Origin of the sequence: Butyrivibrio sp. XB500-5, assembly GCF_003625505.1 — a bacterium.
GTDB lineage: Bacteria > Bacillota > Clostridia > Lachnospirales > Lachnospiraceae > Butyrivibrio.
On record NZ_RAIS01000001.1, the window covers coordinates 93,800 to 115,527 of the forward strand.

Consider the following 21,728-nt stretch of genomic DNA (forward strand, 5'->3'; position numbering starts at 1 on the left):
ATTTTTTGTGAAATCATTTATTTGCAATTAGTCATCATAATAAAACTCTCTGACCTCGTTTGTTTTGTATTCGCAATAATAAACAATATTATTTTCCGTATCCAGATCGACAAAATATCCATGCCAAAGCTCTTCATATCTCTCATCTGTAGCCTTATACATAGAATTGTCATTCACATCTTCTTTTATTGCATTCATTTTGTAGTAGGCCGGATCGAATTTGCCCCTCTTCTGTCTTGCATCATCAGACATAAGGAAGAAATTAAGCCTTGTGTGGTCATCGGCTTTATCCGGTTTATGTAAAGAGTATGTCGGATCGATATGATAATCGATACCGTTTATTCTGGCAAAGCTCCACTGATGCCCGATCCTATCGGTTTCAATTACGATTCCCTCGCCGCCTCGCATAAAATCAGCCTGTATTCCGCATTGCAAGAGCAGATAAGAATACAAACCGCTAAGCTCCAGACAAATGCCAGTTTTCGCTTCAAACGCCCTATAGGGATTTAATCCGCTTCTATCCTCAAGGCCAAGAGCATCGTAGTCATAAGTATAATTTTGACTTACGTAATCATACAAAAGAAGTGCTTTTTCAAAGTCCGAATACTCAGGTCTGACAGTTGTATTTAATACATCTTCTATCTGATATTGGAATTCATTTACTCTGTTTAGAAATTCATCCACGGGAATCAGATATTCTATTTGAGCAACACCGTCATTGTAACTGACAGGCTTGATACAATTACTTGCCGGCGGGAAGAAATAATCTATAAACTGTTTCCTTGTCGCCCACTTTAAAGCCTCTTTGTTGGGACATTCAAAAGTGTCGTTACCTGCCATGAGTGCATCAACAAGATTAAATAGTGCTTCGCGTTTATCTTCCCCAAGCATCTGAACGTCTCTGTCCGAACATACATGAGAATTAAATACATATCTTCCGTCTACAACATTCTGCCCAAATTCATAACCCGTCTTAGGACTAAACTGATAAGCATTTTCCTCATAATTCTGTTCCTGCTGATTATTCTCATATTCTACATAGTTCTGATTATCCCGGTATTCTTCATAATCTTGATTATCTTCGTATTCCTCAATTTCATAAAAGAACCGGGTTCCGGTATTACCTGAATACTCATTGTCATATGTTTCATAGTCGGTTTCTGCATAAGTTTCCGTTTCCGTCTCCGATCCGGTTTCCGATTCAGATTCGGTATCGGATCCCGCATCGTACTGCGTCTGCTCATAAGCACTGTTTTCGTTCCGTGTCGAACCCAGCTCGGATATAGCAGATTCGGGAACTGCCCCAAAAACAAGTGCCAAAATCAGCACCAAAATTAACATGTTAGTCTCCTTCCGTTTATAAGCAAAAAAATAAGTAGTAATAATACTACTTATTTGACAGTCTAACACATTACATTAAATTTAACAACTGTGAAATTATAATTTAATCCATTCAGAAAGAGTAAGCGGCGTGTAATCCGATCTCATACAAAAGCAATTGATCATATTACACGGAATCGTACTCTCATGCTCACTTCCTATCGGATAATACGGAGTACTTCCGATCATTTCTATTATCTTTTTCATAAGGACCTCGTCCCTTGTATCATGGACATGGCCGTATAACATATATGTCTTCGGATCGCCGTTATGTCTTTTCCTATATTGCCCGTCATAAAAAGGAATCGGATAATGGCAACATACAACCTTTTTCTGTGAATCAGTGATAACCCTATAATTATCTATCCATTCAAATCTGTCTCTGTCAAAATCCGGAGAATTAACGTATTTATCATGATTACCTGTGATCAGACAAAGCTTACCTTTAAGTTTGTTGACAAGCTCGTTGGTCTCATCAACCTTACCAAGAGAAAGATCTCCGAGAATAACAACGGTATCTGCTCTCGTAACCTTGTCATTCCACTTTCGGATCATATACTCATTCATTTCTTCGCAGCTCTTAAAGCCGCGCTTATCCATCTTTTCATTAAGTGCATTATGAAAAAAATGGCAATCCGCAATATAATAGATCATCTGAGATCACCGCCATCATCATGAAGTAATGTTGTTTCATCAGCGTCAGCCGCAGATGTTGCAAGCTCATCGCATCTTTCGTTTTCAGGGTGTCCCGCGTGTCCCTTGACCCAGTTCCATTTAATATTATGAGGCTCGGCTGCCATAAGAAGTCTCTTCCAAAGTTCGACATTCTTAACCGGCTGTTTCCCTGCTGTTTTCCAACCTCTTTGTATCCAGCCTTCAAGCCACTTGTCATTAAATGCCTTGATAACATACTGAGAATCGGAATAAAGCATCACATCGCAAGGCCTGTTAAGGCTCTCGAGACCCACTATCGCACCCATAAGCTCCATTCTGTTGTTGGTAGTCTTATCGTATCCGGCGCTTAATTCCTTGATATGTTCTTGACCTTTGGCATCAACGTAGCGCATTACAACGCCGTATCCTCCGGGTCCCTCCGGGTTTCCCCTTGCCGCACCGTCTGTAAATATCTCTACAAGCATTATGCCCATACTCCTGTTTCGGTAAATTTATCAGCAAGCTTCTGCGCCCTGTCGACGATTCCGCTATCGTAAGCAAGAACACCGAGAAGCCTAATAGCGTTACGATTGATCGCAGCGCCTTCTTTTATCATATAATCAAAATGAACATCATTATCGGTTACATTTCCCTCAAAATGATATAGATTAAAATCCTTATTCAAAAGAGCTGTCAGCTCAATATCATGCGTCGCTGCAAAACAAAGAACTCCGCTGTCCGCGAAAGATTTAAGTATCTCAGTGGAAGCAGCGATCCTCTCGACCGTATTGGTTCCCCTCAGTACCTCATCAACAAAACAAAGAACCGGCGCGCCCGTAGTCTTGGAAGCATCAATGATTCTCTTCATAGACTTGATCTCAACGATATAATAACTGTCGCCTTCAAGGATATTGTCGTTAAGAGCCATAGAGGAATATATCCTATAAAGAGGAGCCTTATAGCTCGTTGCCATCGCTGTATGTACGCTCTGCGAAAGAATGGCATTAATCGCGGCCGTCTTAAGGAAAGTTGACTTACCCGAAGCATTGGAGCCTGTTATAAGCAGCCCCTTATCGGTATTAATGCTGTTTGGAACGGGTGTCTCTATAAGGGGATGAATAAGTTCTTTTGCACTGTATCTTATTCCATCAGCGTCAGTCGTAAACTCAGGTACAGATACGCATCCTTGCAAAGAAGCTCTAAAACATGCAACACTGATAAGTGCATCCAATCTTCCGAGAATGGTAAGAATGGTATCCATCTCATTTCTCTTTTCCAGGATAAGCTTGTACATCTTGTTGAATTTAATAATGTCAACATGCGTCCACATCCTGATATAGTCAAGAAAAAGATCTGTCAGATTCGCAGAAGAATTCATTCTGGTCGGAGACATCAAAATATAAGATCCTCGTCCGAAACCTTTAAGCTCATCGGCGGCACTCTTAAGCTTCTCTATATCATCCGAAAGCTCGGGATAATTATTCTTAGAAAAAAGAGCTACCGAATTGATCGCTTTAAGAACATATCTGTAGGTCTCAAGATAAGGCTCTATAGTGTTCTTTTGCCCAAAATACATGACAATATTTCCCACAGTAAGTGCAAGCAAAAGAATAATTCCAAGTCCGAATTTAAAGAAGCAAAGGACGATGGAAAGCAATATCAATACGATCATCAGATAATGACGCTTATTGCTGAAATCGATGTTGTTATCAAGAACTTTCAGATAATCGTAAATTGAATACCTTGATTTTCTTCCAATCTTATTAAAAATAAGCTGATACTTAAGACGCGCTTCGCCGTTTTCCGAAAAGAAAGAAATCTTTTTTTCCATGTCATCGAAAACAGACTCGCAATCATCGCCGGTCTGTGGCGTTCTGAGCATGTAATATAGATACTCTTCACCCGTAGCGGACAGGCAATAATTCATCCTGGCAAAGACACCGTCCATATTAAGATCGTTCCAGGTGATATCGTCGATCTGAAATTCTTCTGTATGATTTTCATAATAACCCCTAATATGATCAAGCTCATAATCCTTATACTTGCGCATAGGGGCGTTACCGTAATTTTCTTTAAGCCATGCGGTCAGCTTTTTTTCAGAGACTATACTGTCTCTTACTCCAAGTAAATATGCAACAAAGACGAATCCAACAAGGACTACCAAAAGTGTAAATGATTCCATGTAAACTCTGTTCCTTTTATTTTTAGTCTCTTAATAATATGATCAAGCCTTAAATTTCTTGATAGACTCGGTAACAAGCTTGGTAAACAAAGGCGCAGCCTTATCTGCAGCCTCCTGAACTTCTTCATGTGACAAAGGAGTATCCGATAATCCCGATGCCTGGTTTGCAATGCAGGAAACGCCGCAAACCCTAAGTCCCATATGATTGGCAGCGATTGCTTCGTTAACGGTACTCATTCCGACAGCTGAAACTCCGAGCTTAGCAAGAAGCTGTATCTCTGCAGGTGACTCAAATGAAGGGCCTGTAAACTGGCAATATACGCCTTCTTTAAGAGTGATACCGTTCTCCTTTGCAGCTTCTTTGATGACAGCCTGAAGATCTTTTTTATAAATCTCGGACATATCGGGGAATCTTGGTCCGAGCTCATCAAGATTAGGTCCGATAAGCGGATTGGGTGCAAAGCATGAAATATGATCCGTAATAAGCATAAGATCACCTGCTCTGAAGCCTTCTCCGAGTCCGCCTGATGCGTTTGTAAGGAAAAGTATTTTTGCTCCGAGCATACCCATAAGTCTGACGGGAAGAACAACATCACTGATGTCATATCCTTCATAAAAATGAACTCTTCCCTTCATGCAGACAACTTTTACATCGCCCACATATCCGAAAATAAACTTTCCTGCGTGACCGGGAACCGTTGAAACGGGAAATCCCGGAATGTCTTTATATTCAATCTCTGTCTCAACCTTAATGTTCTCGGCATAGTTTCCAAGGCCCGAGCCAAGGATAAGCGCAACATCGGGTTCAAAAGATGTCTTTTCTCTCACTGCATTTTTGCATGCGACCAATTTATCATATAACTTATTTGCCATAAAATAAGCCTCCTTTTTGAAATTACTTAATCAGTATACCATGTATTACGGGCTGTATCGAATTCTTTATAGCTTCAAGCAATACGTCCTTAACACCGCCTTTTATTATCCTGTTAAAGATCATACCATGCATGCCGCCAAGTCCTTCAGGTGCTATGTTATTCATCCCATCGACCAAAATATCCCAGCCCGGCGTTTCATTTAATCTGATTTCGATACCCGTAGGAACGGAAGGATGGATAAACGTGCCCTTTTTGTCCTCTCTGTCGTAAGCACTGTCTTCAAAATGAATATTAAAAGTGCGCACGCAAGCTTCTTCAAGAAAGCTTATCTCATTACGGATAACAAGCCTGTTGTACTCATCCGTCGTGCAAAAAGAGGTCATGGATACCTTATAATTTTCGCCGTGCATGTTTATGGTATTTACATATCTTTTCCCGCCAAAGCCGCATCTTAAGCTGTAGATCTGCGTTCCCTCATATATATCTATAAAAAAGAAATTGCTGTCAAAAAGTCTGAATCCAATCTTAGATATTCCGTCGGTAAAATTGTTGTGCACAACCTGCATCAAGATAGGAAAAATACCAAAGGTTTTATTTTCAAGCTCATATACTTTGCCGTTTAGCTTATGAAGCCAGGTCGCAATAAGCATATTCTCATTTCGGACATTATAAGACGCAACGGATGCTTTAAAGCTAGCTCTCTTAGACTCAAACTCAGCGACCTTTCTTTTGGTCCTTCCGCTTGTCATCGCAACCGTACGTTTCTTCCATCCGCCTGCCTTTATTGTGGGAAAAGAGCTTGTCTCTCCGCTAAGTGACTTGCAAAGAGCATGCAACTCAGACTCTGCCTTAAAATCTTTTTCCAAAGCATGATCAAAAACTTCAATTTCTTTCATGCTGTTTCTTATCATAATCGCCATGGGCGAAGTCTGGAAAAGATCTGCGTTTCCCGCGTTTGTAACTACGATCATATCGATATCGGGATAAACAAAAACGTTCTGTCCAAGCATTCCGTTAAATGCATAAGAGCCCGGTCTGTCATCATTTATCCAAAGTTGATATCCGTAGTGCTCATTATCGTCTTTTCCTGTCTCAATCTGATGAGAAACAGATTCTTTTACCCATTCCTCGGGAATAAGCTGTACTCCGTTCCACTTACCGTTCTGCAGATAAAGTTGACCGAACTTAGCCATATCTTCCGTACGGATAAAGAGTCCCCATCCGCCTTTGGTGATATTCTGCGGACAACTCTCCCAGAAAATTCTTTTAATACCCATCGGGATAAAGATTCTCTCTCTGCAGAACTGAAACAATGATTGCCCCGTAATCTCGGTAACTATCGCGGAAAGCATGTAAGTATTCATGCTGTTGTATTCAAACTGTGTTCCGGGCTCAAATTTGGAACCTGCTTCAAGAAAGCCCTTTCTCCAGTCATTTCCGCTAAGCGCACCGGCTTCGTTAAAATCAACTCCGCTCGACATATTCAAAAGATGCTTAACCTTGATAGTCTTTTTGCGAAATGCGAAAGGATTCATCCTCGAACTGAAGATATCGCTTAACTTATCTTCAACGGTGAGTTTCCCTTCTGATACAAGAATTCCGATAGCCATCGATACTATGCTCTTACACATTGAATAAGAGACATGCCACATATCAAGAGCATACGGAGTAAAAGAACTCTCGGCTATAACCTTTCCGTGACGAAGAAACATAACCTTATGCATCTTACAATCTTTATTTTCGGAAAGGCGCCTTATAAGAGACGTAAAAAAAGCAGAACCGACGCCTTCCTCTTCAGGTAAACTCCTCTCCAAAGGTGTCTCATCCACAAAAGCCGGATTCTCGATAAAATCCGGTTTCTGAGGAGCATAGTCAACTTTGCTGATCTCGCCGGTCTCACCGGTTACGATCTTTAAGAGAAGTTCTCCAACGTCCAGTCCTGCTTTTGCCATATTATTTTATTTCCTCCGACAAGCACAAAAAAGATTTACTTTATTTATCAATCTTAAGTGCTCTCATGGAGTTAAGAATTGCGATCACCGCAACACCCACATCACCGAATACCGCAAGCCACATGGTAGTAAGTCCAAGCGCTCCGAGAATAAGAATGGCAGCCTTTACCACAAGAGCAAAAGTAATATTCTCTTTTACTATTCTAAGAGTCTTGCGTGCAATCCTGATAACAGTGGGAATCTTGGAAATGTCATCGTCCATAATGACGATATCCGCAGCTTCAATGGCGGCATCGCTTCCAAGTGAACCCATAGCAATTCCGACATCTGCTCTCATAAGAACAGGCGCGTCATTGATTCCGTCACCTACAAACGCAAGCTTACTACCATTATCGCCTTCCAAAAGCATTTTTTCAACCCTGTCAACCTTATCGGCAGGAAGAAGCTCGTACAGAGCATCATCAATTCCTATCTCATTAGCAACATAAAGAGCAGCTTTTTGTCTGTCACCAGTAAGCATAACGGTCTTCTTTACTCCGGCAGACTTCATCGCTTTAAGAGCATCCTTAACGCCGTCTTTTATGATGTCAGAGATAACAACGCAGCCCATGTACTTGCCGTCATAAGCAACATATACAACGGTTCCCGCACTGTCAGATTCGGTAAAAGAAATCTTGTTTTCATTTAGAAGCTTTTGATTTCCGACAAGAAGCTCTTTTCCCTTGTAATTAACAGATATTCCGTGCCCCGCTATTTCTTTTGCATCGGACAAAAGAGATCTGTCAACGTCTGTGTCTCCGCTAACCTTCTTGTAATGATTCATAATTGAAAGAGCTATCGGATGATTGGAGCTTGCTTCACCTGCAGCTGCCATCGTCACAAGCTCATTCTCGCTTATTCCGGCGCCTGTATCTACATTTACTTCTGTTACAGCAAACTCGCCCTTTGTAAGCGTTCCGGTCTTATCAAAAACAATTCTTGTTATTCCTGCGGCAGCCTCAAGGAAATTGCTTCCCTTAACAAGCACACCGATCTTGGATGAAGCTCCGATTCCACCGAAGAATCCGAGAGGAACCGAGATAACAAGTGCGCAAGGGCATGAAACTATAAGGAATATACAAGCTCTTTTAATCGAATCGGCAAAAGAGAGCTGACCGAAAAGCGGCGGCAATAAAGCAAGAAGAACCGCACCTATCGTAACTACGGGAGTATAGTATCTTGCAAATCTCGTGATGAAATTCTCCATCCTTGATTTCTTGTCGCTCGCATTTTCTACAAGCTCAAGGATCTTGGCAACCGTACTGTCCTCATATGCCTTAGTTGCTCTGATCTTAAGAACTCCCTCACCGTTAAGACAACCGCTTATTACTTCGCTTCCTTCAGAAGCTCTTCTGGGAACGGATTCTCCTGTAAGAGCCGCAGTATCTATGAAAGACTCACCTTCCACAACAACGCCGTCTACAGGTATCTTTTCACCGGCTCTGATAAGAAGGATATCTCCGACACTAACGTCCTCGGGATCGGCTTCCCTTACCTGTCCGTCCTCACCGATGATATTGGCATATTCGGGAGCAATGCTCATCATATCGGTGATCGCCTGACGAGACTTTCCTACGGCAACACCCTGGAAGAGCTCTCCTATCTGGTAAAAGAGCATAACCGCAAGTGCCTCAAGATACTCGCCGATTCCGAATGCCCCGAATGTTGCGATCATCATCAGGAAATTCTCATCAAAAACCTGTCCGTGCCTGATGTTTATCGCAGCTTTTTTGATAACATCGTAACCTATTGCAATATATGGGATAAGGAAGATGATAATCTTCAAAAGTAGCGGAACATTATCAAGCATTCCTGTTTTTTCCAAGATCAAAAGTACAAAGAATACCGAAAGAACAACCAGTATTCTGTTTCTCATTTTCTTTTGTTTCTTCGTCATAATGTTTACCTCTAAAAAAGGGAATGAAGTTTAAGTCTCCTCAAACATCACTCCCCGATTTTTATATCAAGCCTCGATCTCGCAGTCGGGCTCAACCTTCTTGCAGGCTGCTACAGCCTTTTCAAATACGGAATCAAAAACATCATCATTGGCTTCAAGAGAAAACTTCTGAGTCATGAAATTAACTCTGGCATTTATAACACCTTCAACCTTTTTAACCGCATCCTCCATCTTTGCTGCACAGTTTGCACAATCTACTTCACACTTAAATGTCTTCTTCATAATCTTTATCCTTTCACTATTTATTCATTTATATGATTTATGCCCTGATCGATAATGGTACGCACGTGATCATCGGCAAGAAAATAGATAATTGATTTACCTTCACGTCTGTTTCCGACAAGCTTACTCTGCTTAAGTATCTTGAGCTGATGTGAAATAGCCGACTGAGTCATCTTGAGAGTCTCGGCAATATCGCACACACACATCTCGGATTCAAACAAAGCAAACAATATCCTGATCCTTGTTGAATCGCCGAATACCTTAAAAAGCTCCGCAAGATCGTAAAGCTCATCTTCTGAAGGCATTTCTTTATTGATCCTACTAACCAGATCTAAATGAACATCATGTAATTCGCAGTGTTCTACATCATTTAAAGCCATTTCTTTCCCTTTCATTTAAACATATGAATAACTGTTCATATGTTTATATTAAAACCACTTCTTTATTTTGTCAATAAAATAATTATAAAAACAACCCATACTGTTGGTATAATATTTTTAATACAACTCGTATTACCGGTATCTGTTTATATAGATCTTCAAAATATATAATCTTATTGACCTGAAACTGATTTATAGGAGGAAACGCTCATGAAACTGAATCTTGCTGAAAACATAAAAAGCTTTAGAAAAGAAAGAAAAATGACCCAGGAAAAACTCGCCGAAGCTCTCGGTGTTACAGTTGGCGCCGTGTACAAATGGGAATCGGGGCTCTCCACTCCCGAACTTTCTCTTATAGTTGAAATGGCTGATCTTTTCGATACATCGGTAGATGTTCTTCTTGGTTATAAGATGAAAAATAATCGTGTCGATCATATCATAAAAAACATAAACAAGCTCTGTATGTCTTTTGATAACGAAGCTATTACCGAAGTGGACAAAGCCTTGGTTAAATATCCCAATTCATTTGAGGTCCTTAATATCGGTGCAGAAACATATGGATACTATGGTATAACCAGACGCGACTGCGCAATGATGCGTAAATCACTCGATCTTTACGATAAAGTGATCTTATTGCTTCCTCAAAACAAAGATCCAAACATAAGCGAAGCTACGATAAGAGGACACATGGCTAATATCCTTTTCATGCTTGGTGAGACCGATAAAGGACTTGAAATTCTGAAAAAATATAACGCCTCAGGTATGTTTAGCAGCGTTATAGGTTCCTACATAGCCTTTTTTACAGATAATAAAGATGAAGCCGTTTCTTATCTTTCACAAGGTCTTGCAAGAGCTTTTTCCGGAATGACTACTTCAATCGTAGGATTTATCTTCTATTTCTGTCATAAAAAAGAATGGAAAAAAGCGATAGATATAAATAACTACGCTATCATTTTGATAAAAGGCTTAAAGTCTGATGAAGGATTCAATTCACTTGATAAGATACACTCAGAACTTCTTGCCACTCTTTCTTATGTTCAAAAGAAATCCGGTAAGAAAAAAGAATCTGAACAAACATTTAAGGAAGCAATCGAAATGGCTAAGCGATTTGATTCAAATCCGGAATACAGCATGAATTCGGCGCGTTTCATAGAAAACGATGAAGATATTATCGTATATGATGTTTTCGGAGTCACCGCAACCGAATCTATTCTAAAGATTTTCACCAAACTTGATGACGATGATCTCATCATAAAATGTAAGGAGTTAATTTAATTTGGAACCGGCAGTAATAAGTACAAATAAAGAAAATGTATTTCATAATAAAAACTTTTTCCTTGCATTTCTGGGCGCGCTTGTATCAGAGCTTGGCTTTGTCCTTTATAACTTTGCGGTCGGATTCTATATCTTGGAAATAACAGGAAACAATGCATTTATTCAAGGATTGTATCTGGCGGTCAGCGGACTGTCCATGCTTGTTGCAACTCCTTTTGGAGGCGTTTTCAGCGATAGATACAACAAAGCTCGCATAATGTATATCTGCGACTACTTAAGAGGGGCAACAATAATCATTGCTACTGTTTTGATGCTTATTTTTAAAAATGCCGGTGCTCACGTTGCAATTCTTTTTGTTCTTGGAATGATAGGAAATGTAATAAGCGGAATCTTCGTTCCGTCTGCTGAATCTCTTTTACCTATTATCGTAAAGGAAGAACAGCTTCAGCAAGCCAACTCATACAATGCCATGAAAACCGCTTTTGAAGGTATCATCGGAATCGTCCTTGCAGGAATATTGTATTCAATACTCCCCATTCACATACTGTTCTTTATAGTAGGACTTTGCTATGTGATATCGGGTGAATCCGAGATGTTCATAAAATATAAAAAAGAAGTTATTAAAGAAAAGATCACAGTAAATATCGCTTTAAAGGATATGAAGACGGGATTTGATTACATAAGAACGAAGAAGGGAATCACAGTATTACTTGTAGCTATGCTGTTTATCAATTTCTTTTTCGCACCGGTCATGAATAACTTAATTCCTTATTTCATCAAAACCGATGTTGCCTACGCTCCTTCGTATCTGTTTGACAGTTTTTTAAAGCCTGAGATGTGGTCATCTGCATTTAATCTGTGCTACGGACTTAGTTCGTTTGTAGGCGCCGCTGTATTAAGCACAAGATTTCATGATGAAAAATGCGGAAAGAAAACAGCACACAGAATATGCGTGATCGCAATCGTAATGCTTTCAATGACTGTGAGTTATATCGCACTTGTAAAAACAGGTGTTTCGCTTAATGCGTTTTTGGCTGTTTTATGCCTTATCGGAATAATACTCGGAACTTTGATCGCATGCGTAAACATACCGACTACTACCGCTCTCATGCGCATGGTAGATAAAAACATGATGGGAAAAGTCAGCAGCATCACGTCAATAGGTGCTCAGGGAATGGTCCCTATCGCAAGCGTGCTTGCAGGTTTGATCCTAAAGTATATGGGAAGTGCATCTTTATTGATGTTCTGTTCCGTGGGTTTTACATTAACAGCCCTGTTCTTGATAAAAAACAAAGATATAAACGAATTCTAAGAGCACATTATTTGGGCTTATGCGCTCTATACTGTTCGTTGTAATCTATACCGAATATTCCGCCCTCTTTAAAGAGCTTTTCATATGGCAATCCGCCTGATTCTCCGACACCTGCATCTGATTTGATAGCCCTGTCTCTCCATGGAAAAAACAGCGGATTACTGTATGCTCTTGCATGAAACTGATTCTCCGCAGCATAAGCATACTTATCCTTATCCCCTGTCTGAATAAGCAAAAGAGCTGTCTTTTCATCTTCTGTCAGATGATCCGGATCCTTGATCGTCATGGTGTGATCTTTTTTGTTATAAACGCCGACAGTAGAAAGATACTCAAGCGTCTTCTTACCGCCGTACTCATCAAACTCTTTGTACTTAAAAGGTAGTTTATATGCGGCGCCGTTTTTAAAGACATCATCATGAGCAACTTTATCAATAGCAAAATCTGCGATCAGATAACTTCCATCGCTCTTAGAATCGCAGAAATATTTTAATATGGCTTTATCGTTACATCTGTAAAACTTTTCTGCATGGATCATTTTATTGATCTGATCCATAGCGGAAGCGGAAATTTCTTCATCTATTTCTTTTCCGTCTTTAGAATCGGATATTATCTTTATAAAAAAACTAAGATCTATTGAATTAAAGACAACGGCAGTAGCTTTACTCTTCTGTTCATCCATCGGTTCTCTTACTTTTATCATCGAATAAACAATACTTCCGTCATTTATTTTTAAACCTGTGATATACCAATCATCTAAACCAATATAATCAAATCTTTCATGATCGACTCCGGCGTCTTTACAGATATCTTCAATAGATTTATCAATAATAAAATACCCGTCTTTTGTCTCTAATTTATTAAAACTTATTCCGCATTTATCCAGTAGTTCTGTCATTGTAGGTCGTTCTCTTTCCTTCACTTATTATTTATGCCTTGATTGCCCATCTAAGCTTCGTCGATTTACTTCTTGGATTAACTCTGCATTCCTCAGCAGAGGGTCTAATCACATCGGATGATATATCACTGTATAGCCCGGCTTTCAGTCCCTCCTTGAACGCCTTCTTTACAAGTCTGTCCTCTCCCGAATGAAATGTTAGAATTGCAACTCTCGCTCCGGTATTAAGAATTGTTGGGAGCTTTTCAAGAAATGTATACAGCACTTCGAATTCGCTGTTAACGTCAATTCTAAGAGCCTGAAAAACTCTTGCACAGCTCTTTTTTATAGCATCTTTCTTTTCTTCTTTGGGAACCTTCCACATCGCATCTTCTATAGCTTTACGAAGCGAAGTTGTACTGTCCATCGGATCGCCTTTTTTCATCAGATTAAATACCTTATCCGCAATCTCTTCCGCATAGGGTTCGTCCGAGTTTTCTATCATCATGCCTACAAACTCATCTCTTGTGATATTATGAAGGCGCTCGGCTGCAGAATCTCCTTTTGTCGGATCAAGCCTAAGATCAAGTGGTCCGTCAATCTTATAAGAAAAGCCGCGGCTCGGATCGTCTATCTGCATCGAAGATACACCAAGGTCCGCAAGTACAAAATCAAATTTACCGACTTCATCTGCGACTTTATCTATATTGGCAAAATTGGTAAGTCTGAACTTAAAGACATCCTCAGAAAATCCAGCATCCCTAAGGCGTTTTACTGTCTTTTCGGATTCAATTGGATCAACATCAAGACCGTAGATGCAGCCTTTGCCATGGTCTCCTCCTGACGTGGTGCAAGCTTCACTACCGGTGTTTTCCTTTGATTCACCTACAAGCTGCTCAAGCATCTTACGTGCATGACCGCCGTATCCGAGCGTACAGTCTAGCCCCTGCTCTCCCGGCTTTATTTTTAACACATCAAGTATTTCTTTTACCATAATGGAAATATGCATTCCCGCAGGAGTAGATCCTTTGGAGATTACTCGCGCAACGGTATCCGCATACTTCTCAGGATTGTGTTCTTTATATTTTTCTTCAAACTTCTTTGGGTATTTACCTGAATAATGTACCCTTCGTTTGTGCTGCTTCTCTTCCATTCTATAACCTTTCATAATGCGTAATTATATTATCGCGACAATGCCCTCAGTAAATAATATCAGCTATTCCAAGCGCTTCATCAAGACTTGGCATAAGCGCGGCGTAGACAAAATCAATGTTTTCTTTTAAGGCCGCATCAAGCTCCCATCTATGAAATTCGGATGATTGTTCTCTGCTAAGGCATCCTTCCGCCGTGTATGCATCGCCCTTACATCCGACCATATAGCCTATAAAAAAATCAATAATACATAAATATAAATCACTTTGCTTTATCTATATAAATCTGAGTGTATTCTAACTTCTCGAACTCCTCGTCATCAACTACTTCTTCGGATACACCAACTTCTTCTAACCTCTTCTTTTTCATCTTATCAAACTCATCAATGGATAAAGATTCGGTTGCAAAACATTTGTCGATAGATTCTTTAAGATTAGGAATGTCAGGATCCTCATCAATGTCTTTATCAGGATTATAGAAACCAAATGTGTGATACTTTTGGGTATCATAGCTTAATGAGTATTCGGTAACAACGTATTTTTCATCAAGCTCCTGCAGTGATGGCATTGCCTCACCGAGCCCATCTCTACGTACCGCTTCAATGTCATAAATCGGCTTTATCTCACCGGTATTATCCATAAAATAATAAGCATCATACTACATACACGCAGCATTTCCAGGGACTCCCGAGTTTCTAACACCTCCATACTCGTTAAGATCAACATCCCAACGCTCGCCCTGACAATAGCATGCAAAAACTACCTGCAACCTACTATCAATGTCTTTTATCACCATTTTAGAATCATAAAAAGGTGTGGTTGTACAATCTATACTTAATACAAGCTCGCGATCTCCATCCATACCGCAGTCAATAAACGAATAGCTTACCGACTCAACTTTGATATTTCTCTCATGTTCCTCATCAGATGGCGCAAAAGCATCATTGATTTCCTTTACCAATTGCTCAAGTGTGACATCCTGTTTTGGCAAAAGATTAATCAATCCACCATCATTCCATGAGTATGTAGCTTTATTTGTATCCTTTATATAATTTGAAAAGCTAATCGTGCCTTTTCCTGCCAGAAATTCATCATATAGATCACCGGATTCATTCGTGGCGAACATAAATTCTCCAAGCACTTCTTCCTCGGTGTCTGTTTTATTACCGGCATCTTTAGAATCTTCGGTTTCAGCATCTTGAGATATGCCAACTTCACTCTCATCTGTTTTATCAATAGCTGACTCTTGAGCCTCTTGCTCAGTTTCTTCGACATTAGCTTTCCCCGGCTTACATGTGTGAAGAATAATAGCAACAAGCATCACTAAGATAACGGCTACTACACCAATTATTAACATTGGTTTTTTGTTAAATTTAAACTTATTCATAGAAAAATCACTTGCGTTGTCACGCATTACCCCTTCCCGTATTTATAAGCATCATTGTTAGTATATCAGCGATAGCTAAGCCGCTCAACACCGTACATAGAAAAAGGATCGGATTTTCATCCGATCCTTCTCTACTCAATTTTTATGTTCAAATTCATGATATCAACTTTTCAAACACTTCCATCGAAAGCTCTGACGTACTTCCAAGGATCACATCTGCTTCATGCATCTGCGCGGAGCTTCCGACTCCGACAGCTTTCATTCCGGCGGCTTTGATCGCTGCGATTCCGGCTTCGGCATCTTCAACTCCGATCGCATCATTGGGAGCAACTCCCAAAGAATTTATGCAATCAAGGAAGATATCAGGAAAAGGCTTACTTCTCTCAATCTTTGCTGCATCCGCTATATAATCAAAATAATCTTTTACACCAAGTCTATTGATTATAAAAGGTGCATTTTTACTGACGCTTGCAAGTGCGACCTTAATTCCTTTTTCTCTTAAAGCTTTCAAACTAGGAAGGATTCCCGGAAGCAGATCGTCCGGAGTTATCTTTTTTATAAGCTCCTTATAGATCTCATTTTTCTTAGTCGCAATCTCATTTTTCTTATCTTCGGACATCGAATACCTTCCGGGACCGTTGTCCAGGATCAGATTAAGAGATTCCATTCTGGATACACCTTTTAACTTCTCGTTGTAATCCTTATCAAATGAGATCCCAAGCTCCTTCGCAATTATACTCCACGCCTCATAATGATACTCGGCGGAGTCGGTAATAACTCCGTCAAGATCAAAAACAACAGCTTTTAACATACCAAATAAACCTCATACTTTTACAACAGTTTTTTTCTTAGTGATCTTTGTCTTTTTGCCATAGATCTTCATGGCAAAAGCCTCTCCCTCTTCTAAGACCACAGACACTTCTTCTTTGGTAACATCGATGCGTATTCTGCTTCCCATAAATCTGATCTTAAAGCTGTAACCGGACCATTTCCCCGGAACAAAAGGCGCTATCGATATTCCCTTTTCGGTGATGGCCAATCCCGCAAAGCCGTAAACCACAGCCATAAACGAACCGCCCATATTTGCGGTATGAATCCCGTAAGAAGTATTATCGTGAAGATCTCTAATATCAAACTCCGCAGAATTTCCAAAATACTTATATGCCTTATCCTGCATTCCAAGCTTTGATGCGACTATACTAAAAGCACACTTTGATAAAGACGAATCATGCGTCGTGATCTTCTCATAATATTCAAAGCTCTTTTTTTGCGTATTCTTCTCAACCGCATCAGGAAAAAGAAAGAACGCCATAACCGTATCGGCCTGCTTACAAACCTGATATCTGTACAGATGTAACGGATGATAATTTAAAAGAAGCGGAAACTTATCCTTTGGCGTCGCTTTAAGGTTCCATACCGGCTTATCAAAGAAGGAATCATCCTGAGGGATAACTCCATCCTTTCCGATCTTAGGGAAATACATCTTCTCTGCGGCTTCTTTCATTTCATCGAGCTCGTTCTTCGAAAATTTAAGCTTTGAAGAAAGCTCTTTTGCCATATTAAACTCTTCTAACTTTTCAAAGAACTTGACCGCCCAGATCAGGTTATACTTAGCAACTCGATTCGTGTAATAGTTGTTGTTGACCATACACGTATATTCATCGGGGCCTGATACGTCATTTATCCTAAAGGTGTCATTTACATAATTTCCGACATCAAGCCAGAGCCTTGCAGTCTCAATAAGGATCTCTGCGCCGCATTCCTTGATAAATTCAAGATCACCCGTCGAAAGATAATAATTTACTATCGCATATGCAATGTCTCCAACAATGTGATACTGCGCGGTTCCGGAAGGGAAATAACCTGAACACTCAACACCCGTTATAGTTCTCCAAGGAAAAAGAGCTCCCTTCTTATGTCCAAGTAACTTCGCATTTTCTTTTGCCTTTTCCAAAGTCCTGTATCTGTAGGAAATAAGCATCTTTGCAAGATAAGGATCCGTAAGAACAAAGAACGGGATCACAAACATCTCGCTGTCCCAGAAATAATGCCCCTCGTAGCCTTCACCGCTAAGTCCCTTTGCAGCAATGTTTCCAAAGCTATCCTTCGCGGACGAACAAAGAAGCTCATACATATTGAAATTTACCGCCTCGTTCATCTTGGGATCGTTGTGTATCTCAAGCATTGAACCACCCCAGAAATTCTCAAGATACTCAGCCTGTTTCTTGTAATAATAATCAAGACCGTTTCCTAGTACCTTCTTCATTTTCTCTTTTGCTGCTGTCAAAGGCTCATCGCATCTAAGAGAGTCCGTAAAGATCGAATACTTAATAAGTGTTACGCTCTCGCCCTTTTTAAGATCACTCATGACATCGCAGGTCATTGCACCGTCTTCGCCTTTTGCAGTGCAGAGCCTAGCCTTTTTATCGGTGATCTCATGACCTACAACAGAACAGCATTTGAGCTTGCTTCTTGAGGTCTCGCAAAGCGCATAGCTTATCCCATCACTTATTCCGTCGTCAACAACACTTATAAACTTAGGACTCTCAGCCGCAAGTCTGGGATCCGTCGGATCGCTGTAATTGGAAACCTCAGGGATGTGCTTGGATGAGAACATAAGACTTACGTTTCCGGAAAGCGCGGTAACTTGATATTCGATGGTAAAAAGAGACAGCTCCTCAAACGAAGTCATTCTCTTAATGCTGATCTCGACTTTATCTCCCTTTGGAGATTTCCAGACTACATCTCTTTTGGTGAATCCTCTGTCCATATCGAGAGTTCTTTTACACTTAACGATTGTTCCCTGCGCCATGTTAAAAGACTCGCCGTTAACGGAAAGGTAAACGGTCTGAGTATCCGCAATGTTCAGCATAGTTTCTTTTTTCTCGATAAAATTGCAGAGATTCTCAGCCTGCTTCATGTCAACGATGTCATAGAAACCATTGATATAAGTTCCTCTCATCGTGTTGTAATCAGCGGGAACGCCTTCTTCGAGCGTTCCTCTGACTCCGATATATCCGTTGGCGTTATGAAAAAGAGTCTCGTAAAGAAAGCTATCCTTTTTCGATAGCGCCTTGATATTCTTTTGAAATGTCTTTCCCATAAAACTCATCCCTTAACGGCACCTGCCGCTACACCTTCTACAATATATTTCTGACAAGCCAGATAAAAGATAACTACAGGAATGATGGTGACAACAAGTGCTGCCATAGCTTCATTCCAGCTGATCGTATACTGCCCGAAAAACTTGGCTGTCGAGATCGGAATGGTCCTGTTTGCCGTTGATTTAAGAGTCAGTGAAGGCAAAAGATAGTCATTCCAGATCCAGATAACATCAAGAATTATCACAGTCATTGTCGTAGGCTTCAGCATCGGAAAAACAATCTGCCAGAAGGTCTTCCATGTGTTGCAACCATCGATCGTCGCAGCTTCTTCAAGTGATACAGGTATAGAAGAAACAAAGCCGTGATAAAGGAACACGCCCATGCCCGCTCCGAATCCGAGATACATAAAGATAAGTCCCGGAATGGTATCGGTCATCTTGATACCAAGTGTATTTCCAAACCAGTTCATCTCCTGCATAAGAGGCATCATGATCGTCTGGAAAGGAATGAGCATTGTCGCAACAAGCAGATCAAATAAGATCACTGAAAGTTTATTGTTACTCCTTACAAACATCCACGCCGTCATAGAAGCAAATATCACGATCACTGTTATGGAAACAACTGTGAGGATCAATGAGTTTTTTAGTGATGTAAAAAAGTTCATCTTCTCAAGAGCACTCATGTAATACTGAAGTGACAAGCTCTTTGGAAGCGCGACCATGTTCTCATACATCTGAGACCTGCTCTTAAAGGAGTTGGTCAGGATGAGATAAATAGGAAAAAGATACAATACACAGAAGAGAACGGTGATCACATTTAAAAATGTTTTAAACGGTTTTGAATAATACATCATTACAGTGTCACCTCCCTCTTCTTTGTTATGCTGACCTGAATAAGCGTGATAACGGCGATGATAAGGAAGAATATGATAGCCTTAGCCTGGCCGTATCCAAAGTTACTCAAGCTGAAAATTTCGTTGTAGATATTGAGCGAGAACATTTCCGACTGGTAATTGGGGCCTACACCTGTGAGTGAAATGTTTACGTCGTAGATCTTAAAGCAATTTGACAACGATAAGAAAAGACATATCGTAAACGAAGGCATAAGCATCGGAAACTTTACTTTGAAAAGAGTCTGCATGTAATTAGCACCGTCAACCTGTGCTGCCTCAAGAACGTCCGCAGGAATAGCCATGATTCCGGTAATGTAGACGATCATCACATATCCGGCGAGCTGCCATGTCGTAACAACGATCATCGCAATTATTGATTTAACGGGATCTGTAAGCCAATTGCCCCATTCAATTGATAAAAAGAACTCCTGGAATACGCTCTTCCATATATAACCCAAGATAAGTCCGCCTATAAGGTAAGGCATGAAAAGCATTGTCCTTGCAACGTTTCTTACTCTGAGCTTGGTGGTAACTATGAGCGCAAATATAATTCCCAAAAGATTCACAGTTACTACAGAGATAAGTGTGAATATAGTTGTTCTTACAGTTGCGTTTAAAAACTGCTGATCCTTAAATACATCAATATAATTACTAAAGCCCACAAATGTTGCGGCGTGCTTTGCCAGTCCATCCCACTCAAAGAATGAATAACCTATACCGATAACAAACGGTATGACCACAACGATCATGAATATTATCATGAGAGGCGCAGTAAACAGCGCGTACCACCCTTTTCCTATTTTCATCCGAAGCCTCCAAAAAAATTATGTGCTGATCATTTTGCTGCCACGAAAGCATCATTGAGCTTATCAACGAGCTCAGCCCCTGTCATATCAGTAGTAAAGAACTCTTTTGTGATAGGTGAAAGATCTGTTGTAACGATACCTGCAGGCCAATCGCTCATTACCCAAGGAATAGTATTTCCTGAGATAACAGCCTCAGATACAGCCTGGTTGATAGGATCGAGATTATTGTTCTCCATACCCTCAACTACAGGAATGAAATTAAACTTATCCATCATGTATGACTTACCTGTCTCGGATGTGTAAAGCCACTCAAGGAAGTCTTTTGCAAGCTTCTGATCTTCTTCGGAAGCATCTGTATTTACGTACCAAGCGATCGGAACTGAAACTGAAAGCTTTTTGTTTCCTTCAACGGGAACGGGTGCAAGTGACATATCAAAAGTAACATCGTAATCAGCGAACATTCCTGTACACCAGTTACCTTGATGGATCATTGCAGTTTTACCGGTTGCGAAGTCACCGCAGTTGTTATCGTATGTGATATCAACGGGATTCTTACAGTTTGCTCTGATAGCTTCCATGATCTGTGCAAATTCCTGGAAAGCCTTGCTGTCGTTCATCCTTACTTCACTATTAAGTACGCTCTGAAGATATCCGTCGGGATCCTGCTGAACTGCAAAAGGTGCGTTAAGAATATGTGCGATAAGGAAATAATCTTCCTGTGAAAGTCCAAGTGCATTCTCGGCATCGCTGCTCTCAAGATAAGAGATCAGATCTGCAGTAGTTGTGATCTTGGATGCATCAACCTTATCTTTGTTATATACAAGTCCAAATCCTTCAACAGTGTAAGGAATTCCGACTACTTTACCGTCAATCTCATCAGCCATACCGGCACCGATCTTCTTTACGAAAGAAAGATCGCTTAAATCTGCGAGATAGTCAGCCATCTCTCTTGACTCAGCTCCGGGCTGAAGTGAGAAAAGTGTTGCTCCCGCCTGTGTTGATAAACCTGTCTTAAGGTCTGAGTAGTAGCTGTCGCCTGTTGTCTCCCAAACCTCAACCTCTACGCCGGTTTCAGCCTGATAATCTTTTGCAAGCTGATTAAGATCAGTCATGATCTCAGTCTTTGACTGGAAGATCGTGATCTTTCCGCTGCCCTTTGCAGCTGCCCCTTTTGCCCCACAACCGGTTAAGCAAAGTCCTGTTATCATTGTTGCTATAAGTGTTAGTGCTATAACCTTGTTCTTTTTCATAATAAAAACCTTCTCCTTCCATTTCTTTCGAAATAG

General features: G+C 40.5%; 21 protein-coding genes. 2 read left to right on the forward strand and 19 right to left on the reverse strand.

The features are described 5' to 3' along the window. Positions 1–27 precede the first annotated feature (27 nt). From D6856_RS00430 to D6856_RS00470, 9 genes are all read right to left on the reverse strand, one after another. Positions 28–1,341, reverse strand: a complete 1,314-nt coding sequence (locus D6856_RS00430) for a transglutaminase domain-containing protein (protein ID WP_120685291.1) — start codon at positions 1,339–1,341, stop codon at positions 28–30. A 96-nt stretch (positions 1,342–1,437) separates the two neighbouring features. Continuing rightward, on the reverse strand, positions 1,438–2,034 hold the full coding sequence (locus tag D6856_RS00435) for a metallophosphoesterase (protein ID WP_120685292.1): 597 nt from the start codon (positions 2,032–2,034) through the stop codon (positions 1,438–1,440). Then, a complete protein-coding gene (rnhA, locus tag D6856_RS00440) occupies positions 2,031–2,519 on the reverse strand; it encodes a ribonuclease HI (protein WP_092249956.1) in 489 nt (162 codons plus the stop codon). The genes D6856_RS00435 and rnhA overlap by 4 nt, the downstream gene beginning before the upstream one ends. Further along, positions 2,519–4,216, reverse strand: coding sequence for a MutS-related protein (locus D6856_RS00445; RefSeq protein WP_120685293.1), 1,698 nt, complete (start codon positions 4,214–4,216; stop codon positions 2,519–2,521). The genes rnhA and D6856_RS00445 overlap by 1 nt, the downstream gene beginning before the upstream one ends. 42 nt (positions 4,217–4,258) lie before the next feature. Further along, positions 4,259–5,089: a purine-nucleoside phosphorylase gene (locus D6856_RS00450; RefSeq protein ID WP_092249949.1), complete on the reverse strand. Its 831-nt coding sequence runs from the start codon at positions 5,087–5,089 to the stop codon at positions 4,259–4,261. Positions 5,090–5,111: 22 nt separating this feature from the next. Beyond that, positions 5,112–7,043 carry a serine hydrolase domain-containing protein gene (locus D6856_RS00455; protein WP_120685294.1) on the reverse strand — a complete coding sequence of 644 codons (1,932 nt, stop codon included), beginning with the start codon at positions 7,041–7,043 and terminating at the stop codon, positions 5,112–5,114. A gap of 40 nt (positions 7,044–7,083) precedes the next feature. Beyond that, a complete protein-coding gene (locus D6856_RS00460; protein WP_120685295.1) occupies positions 7,084–8,979 on the reverse strand; it encodes a heavy metal translocating P-type ATPase in 1,896 nt (631 codons plus the stop codon). A 66-nt stretch (positions 8,980–9,045) separates the two neighbouring features. Continuing rightward, positions 9,046–9,261: a cation transporter gene (locus tag D6856_RS00465; RefSeq protein ID WP_092249940.1), complete on the reverse strand. Its 216-nt coding sequence runs from the start codon at positions 9,259–9,261 to the stop codon at positions 9,046–9,048. A gap of 20 nt (positions 9,262–9,281) precedes the next feature. Next, entirely contained in the window at positions 9,282–9,641 is a 360-nt protein-coding gene (locus D6856_RS00470; protein ID WP_120685296.1) for an ArsR/SmtB family transcription factor, read from the reverse strand. A 210-nt stretch (positions 9,642–9,851) separates the two neighbouring features. On the opposite strand from D6856_RS00470, the gene D6856_RS00475 reads away from it, so the two are divergent. Next, a complete protein-coding gene (locus D6856_RS00475) occupies positions 9,852–10,916 on the forward strand; it encodes a helix-turn-helix domain-containing protein (protein WP_120685297.1) in 1,065 nt (354 codons plus the stop codon). Between the two features lies 1 nt (position 10,917). Beyond that, positions 10,918–12,228 (forward strand): MFS transporter, encoded by a 1,311-nt coding sequence (locus tag D6856_RS00480; protein ID WP_120685298.1) that lies wholly within the window; start codon positions 10,918–10,920, stop codon positions 12,226–12,228. 7 nt (positions 12,229–12,235) lie between these two features. Here the strand turns inward: D6856_RS00480 and D6856_RS00485 are convergent, their stop codons facing one another. The 10 genes from D6856_RS00485 to D6856_RS00530 all read right to left on the reverse strand — a co-directional run bounded on the left by D6856_RS00485 (position 12,236) and on the right by D6856_RS00530 (position 21,692). Then, positions 12,236–13,123, reverse strand: a complete 888-nt coding sequence (locus D6856_RS00485; RefSeq protein ID WP_120685299.1) for a hypothetical protein — start codon at positions 13,121–13,123, stop codon at positions 12,236–12,238. 31 nt (positions 13,124–13,154) lie between these two features. Then, positions 13,155–14,255: a 16S rRNA (cytosine(1402)-N(4))-methyltransferase RsmH gene (rsmH, locus tag D6856_RS00490; RefSeq protein ID WP_120685300.1), complete on the reverse strand. Its 1,101-nt coding sequence runs from the start codon at positions 14,253–14,255 to the stop codon at positions 13,155–13,157. Positions 14,256–14,301: 46 nt separating this feature from the next. Then, positions 14,302–14,478, reverse strand: a complete 177-nt coding sequence (locus D6856_RS00495) for a homocysteine S-methyltransferase family protein (RefSeq protein ID WP_120685301.1) — start codon at positions 14,476–14,478, stop codon at positions 14,302–14,304. Between the two features lie 37 nt (positions 14,479–14,515). Next, the gene (locus D6856_RS00500; RefSeq protein ID WP_120685302.1) at positions 14,516–14,893 is read right to left on the reverse strand and encodes a hypothetical protein; all 378 of its coding nucleotides are present in this window, start codon (positions 14,891–14,893) and stop codon (positions 14,516–14,518) included. An 18-nt stretch (positions 14,894–14,911) separates the two neighbouring features. Further along, entirely contained in the window at positions 14,912–15,667 is a 756-nt protein-coding gene (locus D6856_RS00505) for a hypothetical protein (protein ID WP_120685303.1), read from the reverse strand. A gap of 127 nt (positions 15,668–15,794) precedes the next feature. Continuing rightward, on the reverse strand, positions 15,795–16,451 hold the full coding sequence (gene pgmB, locus D6856_RS00510) for a beta-phosphoglucomutase (RefSeq protein ID WP_120685304.1): 657 nt from the start codon (positions 16,449–16,451) through the stop codon (positions 15,795–15,797). 12 nt (positions 16,452–16,463) lie between these two features. Then, positions 16,464–18,743: a glycoside hydrolase family 65 protein gene (locus D6856_RS00515; RefSeq protein ID WP_120685305.1), complete on the reverse strand. Its 2,280-nt coding sequence runs from the start codon at positions 18,741–18,743 to the stop codon at positions 16,464–16,466. 5 nt (positions 18,744–18,748) lie between these two features. After that, positions 18,749–19,597 carry a carbohydrate ABC transporter permease gene (locus D6856_RS00520; protein ID WP_243113976.1) on the reverse strand — a complete coding sequence of 283 codons (849 nt, stop codon included), beginning with the start codon at positions 19,595–19,597 and terminating at the stop codon, positions 18,749–18,751. Further along, positions 19,597–20,442 (reverse strand): carbohydrate ABC transporter permease, encoded by an 846-nt coding sequence (locus D6856_RS00525; protein WP_120685306.1) that lies wholly within the window; start codon positions 20,440–20,442, stop codon positions 19,597–19,599. Before D6856_RS00525 ends, D6856_RS00520 begins: the two co-directional genes overlap by 1 nt. A 29-nt stretch (positions 20,443–20,471) precedes the next feature. Beyond that, on the reverse strand, positions 20,472–21,692 hold the full coding sequence (locus tag D6856_RS00530) for an ABC transporter substrate-binding protein (protein WP_120685307.1): 1,221 nt from the start codon (positions 21,690–21,692) through the stop codon (positions 20,472–20,474). Positions 21,693–21,728 lie beyond the last annotated feature (36 nt).

Coding starts and splice junctions, on each gene's coding strand:
- D6856_RS00465 (WP_092249940.1), bottom strand. CDS start 9,261: ATGAAGAAGACATTTAAGTGTGAAGTAGATTGTGCAAACTGTGCAGCA.
- D6856_RS00495 (WP_120685301.1), bottom strand. CDS start 14,478: ATGGTCGGATGTAAGGGCGATGCATACACGGCGGAAGGATGCCTTAGC.
- D6856_RS00430 (WP_120685291.1), bottom strand. CDS start 1,341: ATGTTAATTTTGGTGCTGATTTTGGCACTTGTTTTTGGGGCAGTTCCC.
- D6856_RS00445 (WP_120685293.1), bottom strand. CDS start 4,216: ATGGAATCATTTACACTTTTGGTAGTCCTTGTTGGATTCGTCTTTGTT.
- D6856_RS00505 (WP_120685303.1), bottom strand. CDS start 15,667: ATGCGTGACAACGCAAGTGATTTTTCTATGAATAAGTTTAAATTTAAC.
- D6856_RS00500 (WP_120685302.1), bottom strand. CDS start 14,893: ATGGATAATACCGGTGAGATAAAGCCGATTTATGACATTGAAGCGGTA.
- D6856_RS00525 (WP_120685306.1), bottom strand. CDS start 20,442: ATGAAAATAGGAAAAGGGTGGTACGCGCTGTTTACTGCGCCTCTCATG.
- D6856_RS00455 (WP_120685294.1), bottom strand. CDS start 7,043: ATGGCAAAAGCAGGACTGGACGTTGGAGAACTTCTCTTAAAGATCGTA.
- D6856_RS00530 (WP_120685307.1), bottom strand. CDS start 21,692: ATGAAAAAGAACAAGGTTATAGCACTAACACTTATAGCAACAATGATA.
- D6856_RS00515 (WP_120685305.1), bottom strand. CDS start 18,743: ATGGGAAAGACATTTCAAAAGAATATCAAGGCGCTATCGAAAAAGGAT.
- D6856_RS00460 (WP_120685295.1), bottom strand. CDS start 8,979: ATGACGAAGAAACAAAAGAAAATGAGAAACAGAATACTGGTTGTTCTT.
- D6856_RS00470 (WP_120685296.1), bottom strand. CDS start 9,641: ATGGCTTTAAATGATGTAGAACACTGCGAATTACATGATGTTCATTTA.
- rnhA (WP_092249956.1), bottom strand. CDS start 2,519: ATGCTTGTAGAGATATTTACAGACGGTGCGGCAAGGGGAAACCCGGAG.
- rsmH (WP_120685300.1), bottom strand. CDS start 14,255: ATGGAAGAGAAGCAGCACAAACGAAGGGTACATTATTCAGGTAAATAC.
- D6856_RS00450 (WP_092249949.1), bottom strand. CDS start 5,089: ATGGCAAATAAGTTATATGATAAATTGGTCGCATGCAAAAATGCAGTG.
- D6856_RS00475 (WP_120685297.1), top strand. CDS start 9,852: ATGAAACTGAATCTTGCTGAAAACATAAAAAGCTTTAGAAAAGAAAGA.
- pgmB (WP_120685304.1), bottom strand. CDS start 16,451: ATGTTAAAAGCTGTTGTTTTTGATCTTGACGGAGTTATTACCGACTCC.
- D6856_RS00520 (WP_243113976.1), bottom strand. CDS start 19,597: ATGATGTATTATTCAAAACCGTTTAAAACATTTTTAAATGTGATCACC.
- D6856_RS00485 (WP_120685299.1), bottom strand. CDS start 13,123: ATGACAGAACTACTGGATAAATGCGGAATAAGTTTTAATAAATTAGAG.
- D6856_RS00435 (WP_120685292.1), bottom strand. CDS start 2,034: ATGATCTATTATATTGCGGATTGCCATTTTTTTCATAATGCACTTAAT.